The sequence below is a fragment of the Sphingobacterium thalpophilum genome, from assembly GCF_038396785.1.
Lineage (GTDB): Bacteria > Bacteroidota > Bacteroidia > Sphingobacteriales > Sphingobacteriaceae > Sphingobacterium > Sphingobacterium thalpophilum_A.
In genome coordinates this window covers 5,341,533-5,359,311 of record NZ_CP151087.1, presented here as the reverse complement: position 1 = coordinate 5,359,311, position 17,779 = coordinate 5,341,533, and the positions used below count along the sequence as shown (strand labels likewise).

10 protein-coding genes are annotated in these 17,779 nt (G+C 41.6%); 3 read left to right on the top strand and 7 right to left on the bottom strand.

What is annotated here, in order from left to right; all coding sequences use genetic code 11:
• The first annotated feature begins 501 nt into the window (after window positions 1-501).
• Window positions 502-1,341: a hypothetical protein gene (locus tag AACH28_RS23625; protein ID WP_341831700.1), complete on the top strand. Its 840-nt coding sequence runs from the start codon at window positions 502-504 to the stop codon at window positions 1,339-1,341.
• A 341-nt stretch (window positions 1,342-1,682) separates the two neighbouring features.
• Here the strand turns inward: AACH28_RS23625 and AACH28_RS23620 are convergent, their stop codons facing one another.
• From AACH28_RS23620 to AACH28_RS23610, 3 genes are all read right to left on the bottom strand, one after another.
• A complete protein-coding gene (locus AACH28_RS23620; RefSeq protein ID WP_341831699.1) occupies window positions 1,683-4,526 on the bottom strand; it encodes a hypothetical protein in 2,844 nt (947 codons plus the stop codon).
• Between the two features lie 61 nt (window positions 4,527-4,587).
• The gene (locus AACH28_RS23615) at window positions 4,588-6,903 is read right to left on the bottom strand and encodes a GH92 family glycosyl hydrolase (protein ID WP_341831698.1); all 2,316 of its coding nucleotides are present in this window, start codon (window positions 6,901-6,903) and stop codon (window positions 4,588-4,590) included.
• A 116-nt stretch (window positions 6,904-7,019) separates the two neighbouring features.
• Window positions 7,020-8,372 (bottom strand): MutS-related protein, encoded by a 1,353-nt coding sequence (locus AACH28_RS23610; RefSeq protein WP_341831697.1) that lies wholly within the window; start codon window positions 8,370-8,372, stop codon window positions 7,020-7,022.
• 665 nt (window positions 8,373-9,037) lie between these two features.
• Between AACH28_RS23610 and AACH28_RS23605 the strand changes: the two genes are divergently transcribed.
• Complete coding sequence (locus tag AACH28_RS23605; RefSeq protein ID WP_075993518.1) at window positions 9,038-9,613, top strand: Crp/Fnr family transcriptional regulator; 576 nt, start codon at window positions 9,038-9,040, stop codon at window positions 9,611-9,613.
• 132 nt (window positions 9,614-9,745) lie between these two features.
• Entirely contained in the window at window positions 9,746-10,444 is a 699-nt protein-coding gene (locus AACH28_RS23600; protein WP_286734725.1) for a type 1 glutamine amidotransferase domain-containing protein, read from the top strand.
• Between the two features lie 243 nt (window positions 10,445-10,687).
• Here the strand turns inward: AACH28_RS23600 and AACH28_RS23595 are convergent, their stop codons facing one another.
• From AACH28_RS23595 to AACH28_RS23580, 4 genes are all read right to left on the bottom strand, one after another.
• Complete coding sequence (locus AACH28_RS23595; protein ID WP_341831696.1) at window positions 10,688-13,186, bottom strand: sugar-binding domain-containing protein; 2,499 nt, start codon at window positions 13,184-13,186, stop codon at window positions 10,688-10,690.
• Window positions 13,187-13,214: 28 nt separating this feature from the next.
• Complete coding sequence (locus AACH28_RS23590) at window positions 13,215-15,128, bottom strand: family 43 glycosylhydrolase (RefSeq protein ID WP_341831695.1); 1,914 nt, start codon at window positions 15,126-15,128, stop codon at window positions 13,215-13,217.
• 110 nt (window positions 15,129-15,238) lie between these two features.
• A complete protein-coding gene (locus AACH28_RS23585; protein WP_341831694.1) occupies window positions 15,239-15,916 on the bottom strand; it encodes a DUF3823 domain-containing protein in 678 nt (225 codons plus the stop codon).
• Between the two features lie 12 nt (window positions 15,917-15,928).
• The gene (locus AACH28_RS23580) at window positions 15,929-17,779 is read right to left on the bottom strand and encodes a RagB/SusD family nutrient uptake outer membrane protein (protein WP_286734723.1); all 1,851 of its coding nucleotides are present in this window, start codon (window positions 17,777-17,779) and stop codon (window positions 15,929-15,931) included.

Sequence of the window (17,779 nt, the reverse complement as noted above, 5' to 3'; positions counted from 1 at the left end):
GGCCAATAGACACAAAAAAGCCGCAAGAACGGGGAGTCCTTTACGGCTTACTACCTATGAAAAACATTCACCTTAAGTATAAGGCACTATCTACTATGACAATTAAAATTAAAATGGCACACATAAACTTACAGCACAATGAATTAGCGAATTAAGATCTGTTCACTCCCTACTTCAAAAAAAACTCCAATCTATGTTCTTGGCATTTCTTGGAACCAAATATAAAGTGCTCGGTCAGAGATTCTCCCCCCGTTTACAATTCGCCAAAAATGATTTACGATTCGTCTGGTGTACTATTTGAATCGACCGGTTAATCAGCCCTTTACTGCTAAAAGAAAAAAAAGTATATTGGTGAACACAATTAAAACTGTTTATGAAATTGATAAAAAATATTTTGGCGGTGCTCGTACCACTTACCTTATTCAGTGGCACAGCCTTTTCCCAAACCAAAGAGGAGCTTAAAAAAAAATATGAAAACAGCATACCAATTCCTATTATGTATTGGACTCAGCCGTCAATGATTTCCATTCTATTTCCATTGATATTATTGTACAAGATGACATCCCAGACCACTATTCATTTTACATTTCACCCTTTAATATATCCCTAAACAATATGCCTTTATATTGTGGTATTCAATCTGCCGGTGGCGGTATCAGTGTTAAGACTGGTAAAGAAGAAGATATCAAATTTAATGGCATCTTTTCACGTTGGTTTGAACGGACAAAAAAGGCTTTAAAAACTACAGGATATTATGCCAGTTCAGATGCGGAGGGTGATTTTATCAGTGTCCGCAATACCGTAGGCTGGCACAAAGGTTCTTATCGCATCACACTAAAAAAAGATGGCTATAGCGCAGGCAAAGCCGTTCCAGATACTATTAACCCCAAAGAAACCTATTTCAGCTGGGGCGATTATGAACATTCCTGGGTCACCATGTATGTCGAAGATTTAAGCACAAAAAAAGTGGTCAATGTAGGGTCCCTAGCCTTCCCGGGTAAAAAAATCCAGATGAAAAAGCACATCACATCGTTCTTGGAGCAATACAAGTATTTTATTGATTTCGCCCAAAGACCGCGGGACCTCGAAGGGTTGAATGTCATCCGATACGATAAATTGCCTAAAGTAACCGTTGTTCAAAAAAATCTACGCATCAATGGTAAATTGGTCAAGCTTGAAAAAGTGCCGACTTACCATAATCGTACACATAATCCCGAACAAAGTAAAGTAGCCGGTGAAATTCCTATTCTATCCAAGGATAGTTATAATGCTGCAACTGGTGAACTTACACTCGAAACGGGCGTGTTTGTAAAATGGCCGGAGAAAAAAGACGTTAAGTAAAAAGAACCTTTTTAATTAAGTCCAAAACTGACAATAAACGAGTTTTCTTCTTTTGCGATCCTATCTGACTTATTCTTAAAAGGCTCTCCAATGGAAGCGCCATTCTTCGCAACAGCACAAAAAATTGCTCCATATTGAATAACGTATAGCATGGCTTATCCCATTGCGTAAACGACGACAAACCTGATCCGAAAAGACACATGTGGTGAACTCTTGTCAATCAGATAAAGTCGCACACAAAATAACACGTAAGTCAAGTCAAAAAAAAAGTCTTCTCATCATCGTGATGAGAAGACTCTTTAAAAAATTGAAGTCTTGATCCGAAACGTTCGCCGAACGGCTTACTTAATGACGAACCAAGTTTGACTTTTTGCCGGTATATTGACCTCAAAGATCGCTTCCGAGGCTGCATTCAATGGCATTGTCCTACTGTTTTGATCTTGCTCAACCACTTGTACATTTCCTATCAGGCCGGTATAGTACAAGTTGACCTTAACTTTTCGTTTTATCGCTTCGTCCAATGGATTATAGATCATTAGTAATCCTTTTTCTTTCCCCGCCGGATTCACGTGCAAAATAGCATCATAATCCATCCCGTCAGGACGTCTTACATGGATAATATCACTGTCCAAAACTTCGCGGTGTTTCTTGTAAAAATTCACCCATTTGGCCACTACATTTTTTGTTTCTGGGGAGTCATAAAGCTGTGGCCCACGATAACAGGCCTGTACACCTGCGCCAAATAGATTGGCCAAGCGTTGCTCGTAATGTGGTAGGTGATCCTTCAAAGGCTCGATCGTCGCCTCTTTGCCTCCACCTTGATATTCTACCAAAGGAACAAACATCCATCCCATGGATGGTGCTTTCGCCCAGGTACCATCGAAGATATTCTGTCTTTCCACAATTTCCTGTTGTGCCCTCGGAAGCGACCAGTTTGCCTCTCGATAGCCCATCCCGACTTTGTTGCCGCCATTCAAGAAATACATATCCGGAATATTCAGGTAGATTCCCTTTTCACGGCACCATTTGTAAAAATCAGTGATCCGTTTAAACTGATTCCATTGCGAGTCTTTTTCATTCTGATGCCCGGGGTGATCGGTGGAATAGCACCAATCTCCAGGATAGGATCCATCGTGCTCAAATACGCCCAATCCCGAACTTTCATACAGGTTATACAGCTTTTTGAAGTAAGCTTGGCCCCATTCACTCTCAATACAAGGTGAACTTCCAAAGCGAGGATGCATGCCTTCAGGTAGCACAACGTCATTTTTAGCATCAATATGCCGACTGGCCAGGAGCGAATAGCCTCCAAGTTCAATTCCTTTGCTATGCGCATAGTCAGCAAGCTCTTTCATACGCTTGAGATTTTCGGGAGAATCATCTTCGGCATTGAATCCAGACCAAAAGGTCATTATCACCATTTCAAAACCAACTTCTGCTGCTTGATCAATTGCCTTTTTTACCGACTCGTTATCCGAACTCCGTACATGCATCAATATCGGATTTTCAGTTGCCCATGGCGCCATGGAACGCAGCATTTTTCGGTATCCAAGGCTCTTACGTTCCCGTTCCCAGCTATCGTTCAACAGCTCCCAAACCCGATAGCTTGCAAATTCTCCACCGGCAGCAACCTGTTGTTCAGGTCCCATTTTAGGTGCAACTTCCAACAGACAGGGTGTCTCCTGGTCGTAGTGAACCTGTGTCGTATATAGCGGGTCTTTTTTCCACTCCAGACTCGAGGAATAGACGACTTCCTCGCTCATACCGCCAAATGTATAATCTGTTTCCACGGTGATATTAGGGTATAACCAACGGCTTCTATAATCTACCGAACTTTCGGGCTCAAATACAGCCAATTGCTCACTCTTAAAGCTATTAACCACAATTTCCTGGTCCGACTGATTCTGCACGGTAATCCACTTACTAAAGATCGGCATGTCATCATAAAGATCATAATGAACCTGTACCGTAACGTTTTTCATATAAGCAAGTTTATTGGACAGATCGCCTGCAAATTGAGATGGAAAATCACCGTATGCCCAAAAACCTTCTATTTTGGAGCGACCTTCCTTTATCGAAGCCTTACCATCCTTATTCCCGCCGTTTGGATCCGTTTTTCCGACACGGACCAGTTGTATCTTGTCACCCGACTTTAGTGGAAGATAACCAACAGTATGCCATTGTTGTCCGTCCAAAGAGGCTTGTGCCAATAATTCTTTATCCGCTATTTCATATCTAAACCATAGCTGATCTGCTTTACCAACTTCGAAAGTTCCGTTATCACGTTTGCCATCAAAAAAAACAACCTTGCCTTCGCTTGATCTCCAATAAAGCCGGGGACTACTATTCGTTAGGGTTAGTCCAAAACCTAATCCCCAATCGCTGGATTGATCAGTACCTTTATTCATCTTGGCTACGAGTACCTTTACCTCTTGAGGAACTGTTCTTTCAGCGAACACAGCAGCATTTTCCAGTGCCATAATTTCGCCTACTTTTCCTTCATTGACAAAGGAATTACGCTCATGTGATTTTGAAACCATCAACTTCCATCCGGAATCTAGATGCTGAAATTTATCCTCCAACAGCAATACCCTGTTTTGGTCACTTTTGCTATTTGCGGCAAGCGCATCGATCGCCTGTTTATCCAATTTATAAGTAAATGTCAGCTCTTTGCCCGACACAGGCCAAGGCATATCTTTAGGCATCCAGTTTGGTCTCTTCTTCCAGCCAAAACGGGGCTTTGTATCTTCAATTTTATAGTCATGGAATTTAAAAACCATGGGGTTTGCCTTTAAACTCGGGATCCATTCTTTCAGTAAATAATTATGTACCTTCTGTCCTTCCAATCCGCCAACATCAAAAGTAAACCCATCGATTGTTACGCTAGCTTCAGGTCGAATCGACCGTAGAAATGCTGTATTTCCAGTCAATTCATCCAAACCAATACTGGCTACATTTGGAAAAGTCGTAAATGTACGGCTGACCAAACCATTGGAAAAGACCAAATGACCTTCTTTCGTCTTGAAAAGTCCTGCTTTCGCCTGGGGAGTTCCTATTAGCCAGTCTCCAGTCAGGCTGTTGCTTTCTTTGTTAAATAGCGGCAGCTGCTGACTATAGCTCTGCTTTGCCTGGCCCAATACGCCCAATAGACACAGGATATAGAATTGTTTTTTAAAGTAATTCATCTTTTATTTTGCCAAAACATTTACTGATGCGACTTTCAGATACTTGCTTAAAACTTTGATTTTATTTGCTTTCAACAATTTTACTGAGTCCCCATTGTTTATTTGGTTCGTTCCCCATAAACAATACCAAGGTTCCGCCTCGCATAATTTCATTGTGATCTATAAAACAGTTATTATAAGGGACGCCATTAAGTTCAGCTTTTTGGATGTAGCGATTTTCAGGCGAGTTATTTTCTGTTTTGATTACAAACTGTGCCCCAGGATAATATTTTGGATCAAGTTTAAAGGTGATCGTATCAAACACAGGACTTGTAATCTCATAACGTGTGTCGCCTGGGCAAATAGGATGTATTCCAGACGCCGCCAATACATACCAAGCCGACATTTGCCCTACATCTTCATTACCAATTAAACCATAAACTGAATTATGATAGGCACGTGAACAAATTTCATGCGTCCATTTTTGCGTGAGCCATGGCGCTCCTAAACGATTAAATAGAAATGGCACATGGTGCACCGGTTCATTGGCATGATTATAATAATTATTCCACATCATATCTTGCGGAGCGAGTTCAAAAAAACTATTGAGATCCGCGATGGTTTTTTGCTTACCACCCAAAAGGCCTGCAAGTCCATCCACATCATGAGGGACAAACCATCCCTGCTGATAAGGATTGCTCTCAACACAGCCATAATTTTGGGTTAAGCGGCCCGTTTCTGGCCATTTACTCCATGTACCATCTTGTTCTTTCGGTCGAAACCAGCCGACTGTGGGATCAAATAGGTTTCTATAACTTTGCGCACGATGAGCATATAAATCCACATCAGCCGTTTTATTTAATCGTTTTGCTAATTGAGACAGGCACCATTCTGTATAAGCGTATTCCAATGTCGTTGAAATTTCTCCTGTAGTTCCCTTTTCTCCATTTCCAAATTTTTCAACAGTCTGTCGCGCATATTTATAAGCTTTTTCTACATCAAAGTTGGATATCCCTTTCATATAGGCGTCCGTAATAACTGATACGGCAGGGTTTCCGATCATACAGTCACTATACGCATTCAAAAATTCCCAACGTTCTAAATAATCCTGTTTACTTTCTTCGGCCAATGTCACCAAAGAATTGATCATATCATTTACGATAGTCGGATTAATAATCGTTTGCAAAGGAAACTGACTTCGAAAAACATCCCAGCCGCTAAATACTGTTCGCTTGGTAAAATCTTTCGTTTGGTGAATATGTCCGTCACCGCCAACGTATTTTCCATCTACATCCGAGAAATCTCGCGGATCGATCATCGAATGATACAAAGCTGTGTAAAAAACAGTTTTCTCGTCTTCTGTCCCGCCGTGAACCTCGATTTTCCCTAATGCATCATCCCATCGTTTCTGCATTTGCTCCAATACATTGTTAAAGTTCCAATCTTTGATTTCTGTTTCAAGGTTATTTTTGGCTCCCTCCATACTGACAAATGAAATTCCAGCTTTCATTAAGACCTGCTCATTTGCTTGTGTAGGGAATTCGGTATAAAACCCCAAATGTTTACCTTCCATAATGCCGATATTTTTTGTGACGACAGATTTGGAAACCATCTCTTGATAACTGGCACTTGTGACATCTTCCAATTTCCGTTTTTGCCCCTCTGGAAGGGCACAACTCCATACTCCTGTATCGGTAAAAGGCTTACTAAATTGGGCATAAAAATAGACCGTATAATTTGCCTTCCCATCACCATTTCCCCAACCTCCACCTTCGGGCGTGCACTTCATCCATCCTTGGATGGTATGATTGTCCACCACTTTCACATATTGTTCCGTAGATGTACCTCCTACTCGCCGCGCTAAGTCGATCTGAATCCGCGACTTTTTATGTTTGGGAAAGGTAAACCGAAGCATACCGCTATGCGGTGTAGCGGTCATTTCAGCTTTTATATGATAATCTGAAAGCACCACTCCATAGTAACCGGCACCTGCTTTCTCATCTTTTTTGGAAAAACGAGAGCGGTAGCCTTTTTCCGGATGTTCGGCACTGCCTGCCGAAGTTTTCAGCTCTCCTGTGGTCGGCATGACTAAAAAATTACCTAGATCACCGTACCAGCCTATACCACTCATTTGTGTAAAGGCAAATCCTTCGATGGAGGTATGCTCGTAGTTGTATCCAGAACCATTATCTCCACCTGTGATCGTGTTGGGGCTAACCTGTGTTAAGCCAAATGGAGTTGCTGCCCCTGGAAAAGTTTTACCGAAACCATGCCCACCGGTTTCGGCTTTTTCACCACTGGTAACCGCACCGATAAACGGATTGACGTATTTAGATTGCGAATAGCAATTAAAATAGATAAAAAATAGAACAACACTAAATTGAATACGGGATATCATAAAAAATGGTTTAGATTACTTTGTCAAGTCTACGGAATCCGATAAGATACAGACAATTGGTTATGTTCGACCAAAAGTTTGCCAAAGACTATAAAACTGGAACAATATAATCAATCTCATTCTTTTTGTCTTCCCAAATCAAATTTCCTTAAAATCTCAAATACCCGTTCTTTACGCAATAACCACATGCCTAACTTTTCTTCGGCAACACCATCCAAAAGTCGGTACGTAAAGACAATCCCCTCCTGTTCATCCAACTGAACCTCTAAATATTTCATCGCAATACCATCTTTATACAGTATGGGGCAAATTTCTGTAATATGTGAGGACAATAAGAATACACTGTTCTTATATCCTTTCAAACAGTTAACTAATTCCTGGGTTGCTTCACTAGCATCACTATGGTTTGTCCCCTTGAATAGCTCATCCATGAGAATAAACATTTGCTTACCGGATGCCAGTAACTCCGCCAAATGTTTAACCCGTAATACTTCGTTAAAAAAGTGACTTGCACCTGCATTTATATTATCACCTAAATTTATGGTCGCCGATATTCCATCAAAAAGCACTGTTTTCATCGCATCTGCTGGAACCGGAAAACCAAGATGTGCCAGATAAACACAGCTTCCAATTGTCTTCAACAAGGTAGATTTTCCTGTCATATTTGCTCCAGTCAAATACCAAAGGTTATTTTCTTTATTGATTTCGACATCATTTTTAATGGCATCTTCGATAAATAAATTATAAGCTCCACGTATGGTGATCATATCCTCTCCCCCTGTCTTTTCCTCAATCTGAGGAAATACAAGATGCTTTCCTTTGATACTTTTTGCTACACTGAACAAGGCATCCAAATGATACAAAACATCGAAAATCTCACGTATTGCATTTCGTTTTATATTTCTAAAAAGATAATCGTATTTGATCATCAGCTCTTTAGAAAATTTGTTATTCAGCAACTGTATAAATTCATCCCGATCGATATCTTCCAAAACATAATCTATGTGTTTACTATACTCTTTGAGAATAGCTAAAGTATGACCTTCTGATTTTACATATTCTAATAAAATAGCAAGACCATCCGTAATCTTTGCTATTTCGTGAATAGATCGCTTTACAAGTATCTCGCGTTTTTTAAAATCCAAAGAAAAAAAATTCGTTGACACCATTTCCAAGTAATAAGTAGTCCGAGAAGGTGAATAGGGTTCCTGTGGCAGAGACAAATATTGCTCAAGATCCTGCATCATATACTTATCCAATAGATCGGAAATCTCAACTTTTTGCATAAAAAGAATTAAATGCTGTCTGCTTTCTATTTCCAATTTAGAGGAAAGAGGTTTAAGAAAATAACTATACAACATATCCCGCCCACCTACCGTAACTGTACAATCGAAAAAATCAATCATATCCTTATACCTGTTGTTGGTAACATTTAAATCTGCTAAAGTCTGTTTGTCAACAATGGACATAATTTATTTCCTGTGGCTCTTTCCCTAAACTTACTCAAAGTCATTATAATTAGCAACACTGTAGCAGAATCGTTATACAGCGAAATAAATTTCCATAATCATGAGATTACTAGCGATTATTCTAGAATATTAAAACTGAAATATTTAACCAATGAGCCAATCAGGCAAGATATAGGTTCTTAAGCATTTAAATTTAGTTGAACATATCCAAGGAACAACGGAAGGGTAAAAAACAATAAAAAACACCCGAAAGCATGGGGTACTCCGGGTGTTTTAGCCATATTATTAACCTATTTTATGAAAAGTGCCCTTGAATGGGCAACACTAAAATAGAAAATAACTTTGTATAAACAAAATAAAATCAAAAAAAAATCATTTTTTCTAAATCACTAAACCGGTTAAACAGGGAAATTTAGTAGCGCGGTTAACGTATTTCAAGTTCCCTTTTTGTTTAGGAACAAGTTAAAATCAAATTGATATTATCTTAATATATTACAGGGGTAACAAGGGGTTAGTAGGGTATATCCCCTACTAACCCCTTGTTACCCCCTGTAAAAGTAGTGTTATTCCCTTCTTAATTTTGAATCTGAGGAGAACTTGATGCAGCCCTTCGCTATCATTGTGAGATTTTGTTTAATTTTAAATCGATCAAGTAACTGTTAGCTATGACCGAGCGTGAAATTCTGAGACAACATATCGACAAAACCGTCCAGTTAAACGACGAACAATTCGACTACTTCTTTTCTTTTTTTAAACCGATCTCCTTTAAAAAGAAACAAATGATTATCCGTCAAGGAGACCTTGTGGAACAAGAGTATTTTGTGCTAAATGGCTGTTTAAAGACCTATTTCACCAACGATGAACAAAAGATGCATATCTTACAGTTCGCCACAAAAACCTGGTGGGCTTCCGATTATAATGCATTGCATAACCAAGGCCCAGCTACGGTCAATTTAGATTGTGTCAGCGATGCAGACACTCTTTGCTTATCGAACGAAGACCGTGAAAAAGTATGTAAGGAAATTCACGAAGTTGAAACCTTTTTTAGATGGCGTTCCAATAAAGGATATATTGGGCTGCAAAAAAGAATAATGTCACTGCTGAACAACGATGCTCGAAGCCGCTACGAGGAACTCATGCAGCAATATCCTGAACTCTATAATCTCATTCCCAAACATTTGATTGCAGCATATCTGGGTGTTTCCCGCGAAACACTGAGCAGGCTATACCAAGCCAAATAATGTGATCTATATCACAAAAGCAAAACCATTCGCTAAATTGTGATGTATATCACATAGGGCTCTGGCAACTTATCCCCTACTTTGTACTATCGTTTTAAACATATAATTTTTTAACAGACTTGGTTATTTAATATGAAAAAAGACAAATTAAAAGTATTGGTTGTATTGACATCACATGACCAATTGGGAGATACGGGAGAAAAAACAGGTTTTTGGATTGAGGAATTTGCAGCACCTTACTATGTTTTACAAGATGCAGGAGTGGACGTCACAATCGCATCGCCTAAAGGTGGTCAGCCACCGATAGACCCTAAAAGTGCACTCCCGGATTTTCAAACCGAAGCAACCAAACGTTTTGATGCCGATAAGGAGCTTCAAACAAAATTGGCAAATAGCATTCCTTTGGATCATATCAATGAGCAGGATTATGATGCTGTTTTCTATCCTGGGGGCCATGGCCCTTTGTGGGATTTAACCAACGATAAGACATCCATTGCATTGATCGAATCATTTTGGGCCCACAACAAACCTGTCGCTGCCGTATGCCATGCCCCAGCTGTATTTCGCTATGTCAAGGATAGTAATGGTCAGCCACTGATCAAAGGCAAAAAAGTTACCGGATTTTCAAATAGCGAGGAAGAAGCGGTTCAACTAACGGATGTTGTTCCCTTTTTAGTGGAAGATGAACTCGTAAAATTGGGTGGTCAGTACAGCAAAGGGGAAGATTGGCATAGTTATGTAGTCAAAGATGGTCATCTCATTACCGGGCAAAACCCTGGGTCTTCGGAAGAAACTGCTAAAGCTTTGTTTGCTCTATTGAGCAAGATATAATAAACAATTAGCTAAAATCAACAAGGTTATTTCCTTGAAAGGAAATAACCTTGTTGATTTTTATATAGGTAGCAGCAAAGTACAAACTGGCTTTGGCCGATTTATATTTTTTGTGAGCAATATATAAAACCGTAATTTTTCCGATAGTGGAATGGACATCCTATAAGATTTTGGCATAAAAAAAGCACCGGAGTTTTCCGGTGCTTTTTTAGTTCAGAAGTTCAATAAAGACAAGTGAGTTAATTATTTTATGCTATAGGTTACGTTTGCCATTGTCAACCAAGGCGAGGTAAATCGTATATTAATTGTATCGCCCGATTTGCCCAAAGCCTGAACATACACGATCATTTTTCCATGATAAACGCGCTGTTTATTATCGGTATAGTCGCCCATATCTGCATTGTTCCCCGCTTCCATACCCAGTAATCGCGCATGTCCAGCAATATCACAGGTGATTTCATCTTCCGAAAGGACCACAGGAAGTCCCTTGTTATCCACCACTTGCAAGGCAACCTGCAAAATGCCACCGCTCTCAATCGCTTTCCCTCCTATCACCGTCGCCTGAATCGCCGCCGGACGTTCACTGGATTCGATAGTGTGCCGAACTACTTCTTTTTTATTCGTGTCCAGACCAACAACCTCTAGTTTACCAGCTGCATAGGGAATATCCCAAAAGATGATACCTGTCTTCTCATCGTAATTTTTCTCTTCGCCAACAACCTTACCATTAAGCTCCAATCGCGCCTGAGGGCTATTGGTGTAACAGACCACCCTGATTTGCTGCCCCTCCTGATAGTTCCAAATTGGCCAGGCATCCATGGAGGGCGCTTCATTTTTCCGTTGCCCCTGTTCGGATTCCAATGCAGACCAGACATCGGTAGTCGTTGCTCCGCCCTTCAATGGATAGGTTCCCAAATAAGCCATTGGTTTATCGGACCACAGCGATTGGCGGTAATAACCCCTCGGTTTAATAAAACCTGCGAAATCCAGCAGTCCCGAATAAAATCCACGTGAAGGCCAACGCCCCGACTCTCCGAGATAGTCAATACCCGTCCACAAGAACTGGCCAAATATATGGTTATTGTCACGCACCGCAAGCCATGCCGGAAGATCATGTCGATTTTCACTTCCGAAAATCACGCGTGCAGGATAACGCTGATGATCCAGTTGATAACGACTTTCGGTATAATTGTACCCTGCAATATCAAGTGCTCCAGGATAGGCTGTTTCATTAGACATAGCCACACCTGCGAGGCCTGCAGTAACGGCTCTGCTCTTATCGTATCTTTTTACTGTAGCAACCAGTCTTTTGGCAATATCCCCAAGGCGCATCGCATCTGGTGCATCCTTTTTGTATCCGCCATAAGAAGCCTGTGTAAAACCACCCTCCTTCTTCTCGCCATTAAGGACAGGATGTGAGTAAGGGTCATTTGGATAATCCACTTCGTTCCCTATACTCCAGGCGAAAATCGAGAGGTGATTGCGATCCCGTTTGACCATATCTGCAAGATCCTGCTCGCCCCAGCTTTCAAAAAAGTCATACGATCCCTCAAAACCGGGCGTCCCGACATTCCAGCCCTGCAGCCATTTCCGTTTTGGAAATTCCCATTCATCAAATGCCTCATCCATAACCAACAGCCCCAACTCGTCACATAAGGTGTAAAGCGAGGATGCTTGCGGATTATGGCTGGTTCGAATGGCATTGACACCCAAAGATTTTAATGTCTGCAGCCGTCGACGCCATACCTCGGTATACATTTCAGCACCCAGCACACCAGCATCGTGATGTAGGCACACGCCTTTGACTTTCATCCATTCGCCGTTTAAAGCAAAGCCCTTGTTTGGATCAAATGTAAAAGTTCGGAAGCCCGTTTTGATTGCCGACTGATCAATTTGCTTTCCATTTTGCAATACGCTTGTCCGCAAGGTATATTGATTGGGTTGATCCAAGCTCCACAATTTAGGGTTTGCAACCGTCAATTGCTGCTGTATCGTCGCTTTAGCGGTAGCATCAATCTTTACTTTCTCCGATTTATTAGCGACAACCTTCCCTGCGGCATCAATCAACTCCTGCACAACGGTAAGCGCACTGCCGTTGGACGTACTATTGACAACGGTCACTTCGGTATTTAACATTCCTTTCCCTTGCTTTAGCTCTGGATAGGCATATACTCCCCATTGATCGATATGCAAGGGATTGGCCTTTACAAGCCAAACGTCACGATAAATGCCCGATCCCGTGTACCATCTTGAATCGGCACTTTTACTGTGGTCGACCTTAACAGCGATGGTATTTTCTTTTCCAAACTCAATATAGGGTGTGATATCATAAGAAAAGGATATATAGCCGTTGGGGCGTTTTCCAACAGATTTGCCATTGACAAACACCTCGCTTCGGTTGTATACGCCCTCAAAATAGATAAATATTTTTTTGCCCTGATCTTCCATAGGTATCAGGAGCTGTTTTTGATACCAGCCAATACCGCCCGGTAAATAGCCTGTCGCGCTGGCTAAACTTGGACTGAGCGGGTATTTTACACCCCAATCATGAGGCAAACAGACCTGCTGCCAGGCTCCACGCTTCGTTTCTGCGCTGGCCTGCCCCTCGATATCACCCAAATGGAAACGCCAGTCTGAATTGATCACTTCGGCCTCACCAAATCCAGCCTGTGCGTATAGGTCACTGATGCCCATACCAATAGAAACAGCTAAGACTGCTAGTTTTTTTATGAGATTATTCATTTTACTTTTTTGCATTAGGTTCAAGTGATTAAAGCGTTGGAACAACAGGCAAGACATGGCCCTGATCATCAAAATACAAACGATCCATGCATACCTCCCGGTTAAATCCTGCTGCGTCGCCCATATCAATACCTTTGGGATAATTGAATCGATGGTAAACAATATACCATTCGTCTTTACCGGGAATCTGCAAAATCGAATTATGCCCAGTGCCATAGATCCCTTTCGCAGGATCTTTTTGTAAGACTAAATTATTAGCCGGAACTGTGATCGGTCCATCTGGGGAAGATGCAGTTCCATAGCGTACCCGATAATTTTCACTCCGGGTATCATCTTCTGACCAAAAGAAATAATAGCGTCCTTTACGGTAGACAACATAGGCACCTTCGCGGAATGTCTTATCCGGAGTGAGTACCTTTACTGTATTTTTTTTGATGGAAACCATATCTTTGTTGAGTTCAGCAACAGCCAGATAGCCATTTCCCCAATACAGATAGCTTTTTCCCGATTTCGGATCGTTAAACACCGCCGGATCAATCTCCTGCCCGCCATTGACACCCTCAGGCTTAAAATCGATCAGCGGTTTTCCCGCGTCCTTAAAAGGCCCGGTAGGTAAATCAGCCACCGCAACACCGATCTTTTGCGCTGCTGTAAAATAATAATAGTACTTATAATCGTTCTTGACTTTCTTTTCCGTGATTGTAGGTGCCCATGCATTGCGAGGTCCCCAGGCAACATCTTTTTTCAGGTCCAAAATCACCCCTTCATCTTTCCACTGATTGAGATCGGAAGACGAAAAGGTCTTGAAATAATAGCCCCCCCAGCCATCAAAACCATCACTCGTTGGATAGATATAGTATTTTTTTGTTTTATTGGAATAGAGTACATCCGGATCGGCATAAAAGCCATCCAAAACGGGATTCTTTCTGAATGCGAATTCTATATCTTTGGGTTTCCCCCATTTGGAGGTCAAGTCCAAAAGTTCTTGTCTTGAAATAGGAATAATGGTCCCATGACGTGGATGGAAATCCATGTCAATTTGATGGTCGATTACTTTAAAACGATCAAGGTCTTCGGAGGTGCAGAATTGGTATTTCCCTTTACCATAGACATCATACATAAGGATATATTTATCCGACTGATTGAGTTTAAAGACACTGGATCCTTCCACAGCATCATTGGTTTGCTGTTTATACCCCGGCTGTTCAATCCATTTCCCCGAAGTCAGTGAATCGGTTATCGCCAGCTTAATGCCATTTCCATGTCCTTCAGTTTTGTAAAAAAGGTAGAACAAGCCATTCTTTGCAATAATATCGCCATCGATACAGGATTTACCATTTTTTGGAAGAAACAGCACTTTAGGTTCGCTTTCAAAATCTGTAAATTCCTTATTAGCATAGGCATAGTAGATGATATCCGGACCATTTCCGTGCTGCATGGACCAGTACACCATGTATTTACCGACCGAAGGGTCATATATAGTCTGTGGTGCCCATACTCTTTTCAACGCTTCCTGACCTTTGAAACGCTGCTGGATATCGATTGCCTGATGAGACCAATGCACAAGGTCTTCGGATTTTAGCAGGATCAAACCCCGATTGGAATCCCAGCCTTTGGAGGAGGTCATGTCGGTGAGCACCATATAAAATGTTTTCCCATCTTCGCCACGGAGAATATGGGGATCCCGTACACCACCAGTCTTGCTGATCGCCTTCGAATCCAGGATAGGCTGGTTTTCATTTAAGGCTCTGTAGGTATAGCCATCTGTGCTAATCGCAAAACAAACCGCTTCATCTGCGACAGCATTACCTTTGAAATAGGCAAATAAATAACCTGCAAAATCTTTGTCCGTAGGTCCGCTGCGATAAGCCTGAGCAAAAACGCCGCATGTAGCATGTATTAAAAATAAGGTAACTAAGATTGAAATTTTGTTTTTTTTCATGAAGGTTTAGTAGAATAAATAAGCATTAGACCATTTTTTTTGCATCTTTAAAAGCCGCGGAATATGATCCCGTGGCTTCGTAATCCGGCAATTTTACTTGCCATCAGCACCTATTTTAAAGCTATTTTTTGAACTGCCGTATAGTAGTACTCTCCAGATATCGTAGCTTTCACCCCTATTCGGGCAAACACATAATCGAGGTTTTTCAGGTTGTCCGGCAATTCACCGACGATACTTGTCGGTTGACCAAAAGCAACATTAGCCAAATTGGCATCCACACGTAGCTCGCGTTGTACCTGATCTGTTAAAACAGATTTACCGAGGTAAAGTCGCACAAACTCCAAATTTGCCGTACCTACTATTCTATTAACCGTAAAGTTAGCAGTAATACTGTTATTATTTTTTTGAAAAGACTCGTTTGTCACCGTGAAATAGGGTGTTACAGGCACATCAATTGTCGTATTGCCCTTCACTTGCACCAAAACCGTATCGGTTGCCTGTTGTAGCCATGGTGAATCTCCTTTCCGCACCAATTTGTATTCACCATCAAAAAGACTAACAGAAAAAGAGCCGTCCTGATCAAAATATACGGGTATTGCTGAGCGAAGCGGATACCCATCCTGCCATAATTCCAATTGAGGCCCATTATTCCGAACGCCAATCGCCTTTCCTTCATAAACAACGCGTCCCGAAAGCGTTGATTTTGGGGCTTCAAAATTATCATATTTACAACCTACAACGAGTAGGCTTGCAAAAGCTACCAATAAGCTTAAAAATTTTATTTTCATGGTACAACTAGATTAATGGAATGGATTTCTAACTATTTTAGGATTTTTATTAATGACATCCTGACTAATGGACGCATAATAATTGGCCATACGGAAAAAGCGTGCCTTTCTGAAACGCGCAGGTCTTACCCGTTCATAGATATACTTACCGTCATCGGCATGCCCTGGACGCACGACACGATAAGCATATAGTCCATATACAACAGCGTTGGGATCATTTTCCGATCCGTCCCACACCAAATGTGCAATACGCCATCTTTTAAGATCATAGTAACGATGATCTTCAAAAGCAAGTTCGACACGACGTTCGTTCCGGATAATATCCATTGTTAGGTTACTAACGCTATTGGCCGGAAATCCTGCTCTTTCGCGTAATTTATTGACGTAAGTTCTAGCGTCCACGGTCTGTCCCAGCTCAAATGCAGCTTCTGACGCGTTGAGGTAAATTTCACCAAGACGAAACCACGGCCACCAGTTAGCAGCTGATGTACCGCGTGTACTGGCTGCCGGCGCATCACTGACAAATTTACGGATATAGAAGCCGGTGTTGCTGACGTCCTGTGCGTCATAAAGCGGTCCATCAAAGCCGGTCCACAAACCACCACTCGCATAATTCTGTCCCAGTTGTGGCGCTGCTGTAAACTGGTAAGCTCCATTCGTCCCCCAAGTTGCAACTCCAGCTTGAATACTCACAGCACGTCCGCGGAAAGAAGTTCCCGGATAAATCACAGTCCCAAACAAACGAGCATCTTTATTCGCAAAAATATCGTTGATATTTTGGTAGGCTACGTAATTTCCTGCGCCGTTTTTATCATGTAGTGTACCTTTGCTACCGTCTAGATAATCAAAACTTTCTACAAGACTCAATGAAGGAGAAATCGTCGAAGACGACTCATTGTCTTCGGTCAGACTTCTGACGATATTGTCATAAGCAAAGCGGTGAACTTTTAAACTCGTGACAAAATCCTTGGCAAAGATGACTTCAGCACCAGTTTTCTTATTGAGCATATCATAAAAATTGGCACCTTTATCGGCATTCTCATTATAAAGCGCATAGGGGCCATTCATAATTTCCTTGGAAGCAGCCAGTGACTTGGTATAATACCCCGTCGCCATATTGGCTGGAATCCCCACTTCTCCTCCGGCAGTCGTTATCGGTGAGGCCATTAGATTATTATATTTCGCGATGGACGCCGCATAAAGCATTGCCCGACTTTCCAAAGCTAATGCTGTATACTTGTTGGCTCTGGTCTTACTGGCATTATAGACGGCAAGATCTTCCTTGATCTCTTCCAATTCTTTGTAAATAAAATCGTAGACTTCATACTCCTTGGCACGTGCCACCTGCAATGGTGTTGGATCACCGCTAAAGTCATAGATGAGCTGGGTTGTAACGATCGGAACCCCACCCATGCGTTTGACGAGCTCAAAATAAACGAAAGCGCGGATGAAGCGTATTTCGGCTTTATACTGCTTGCGTTGTGCATCAGACAATTGTGTACTGAACTGATCGATATTTTCGAGGGAAAGATTCAGATCCCGAATCAATCCATAATCCCAATAGCGACCGTAATCGTCACCAAACTGATAATCATTACGCCAGTTTTGATCGCGATGTCCCGACCACATGGCATCATCCAATTCGGTCATTCCTCCTGTATTGAAAACACCATGTAGCGTTGGCATTCTATCGTAATAATTGGCGACGAGTGAAGTCAACAGTTTTGGGTCATTCCAAAGCTGTGCATCGGTAATCAATGATTTTGAATCCCGGTCAAACCAATCGTCGTGATTGCAGCTGCTCAACGAGGACAAGGTCAATAAAGCAACTCCTATATATGTAAGTTTAAATCGTAGTTTCAT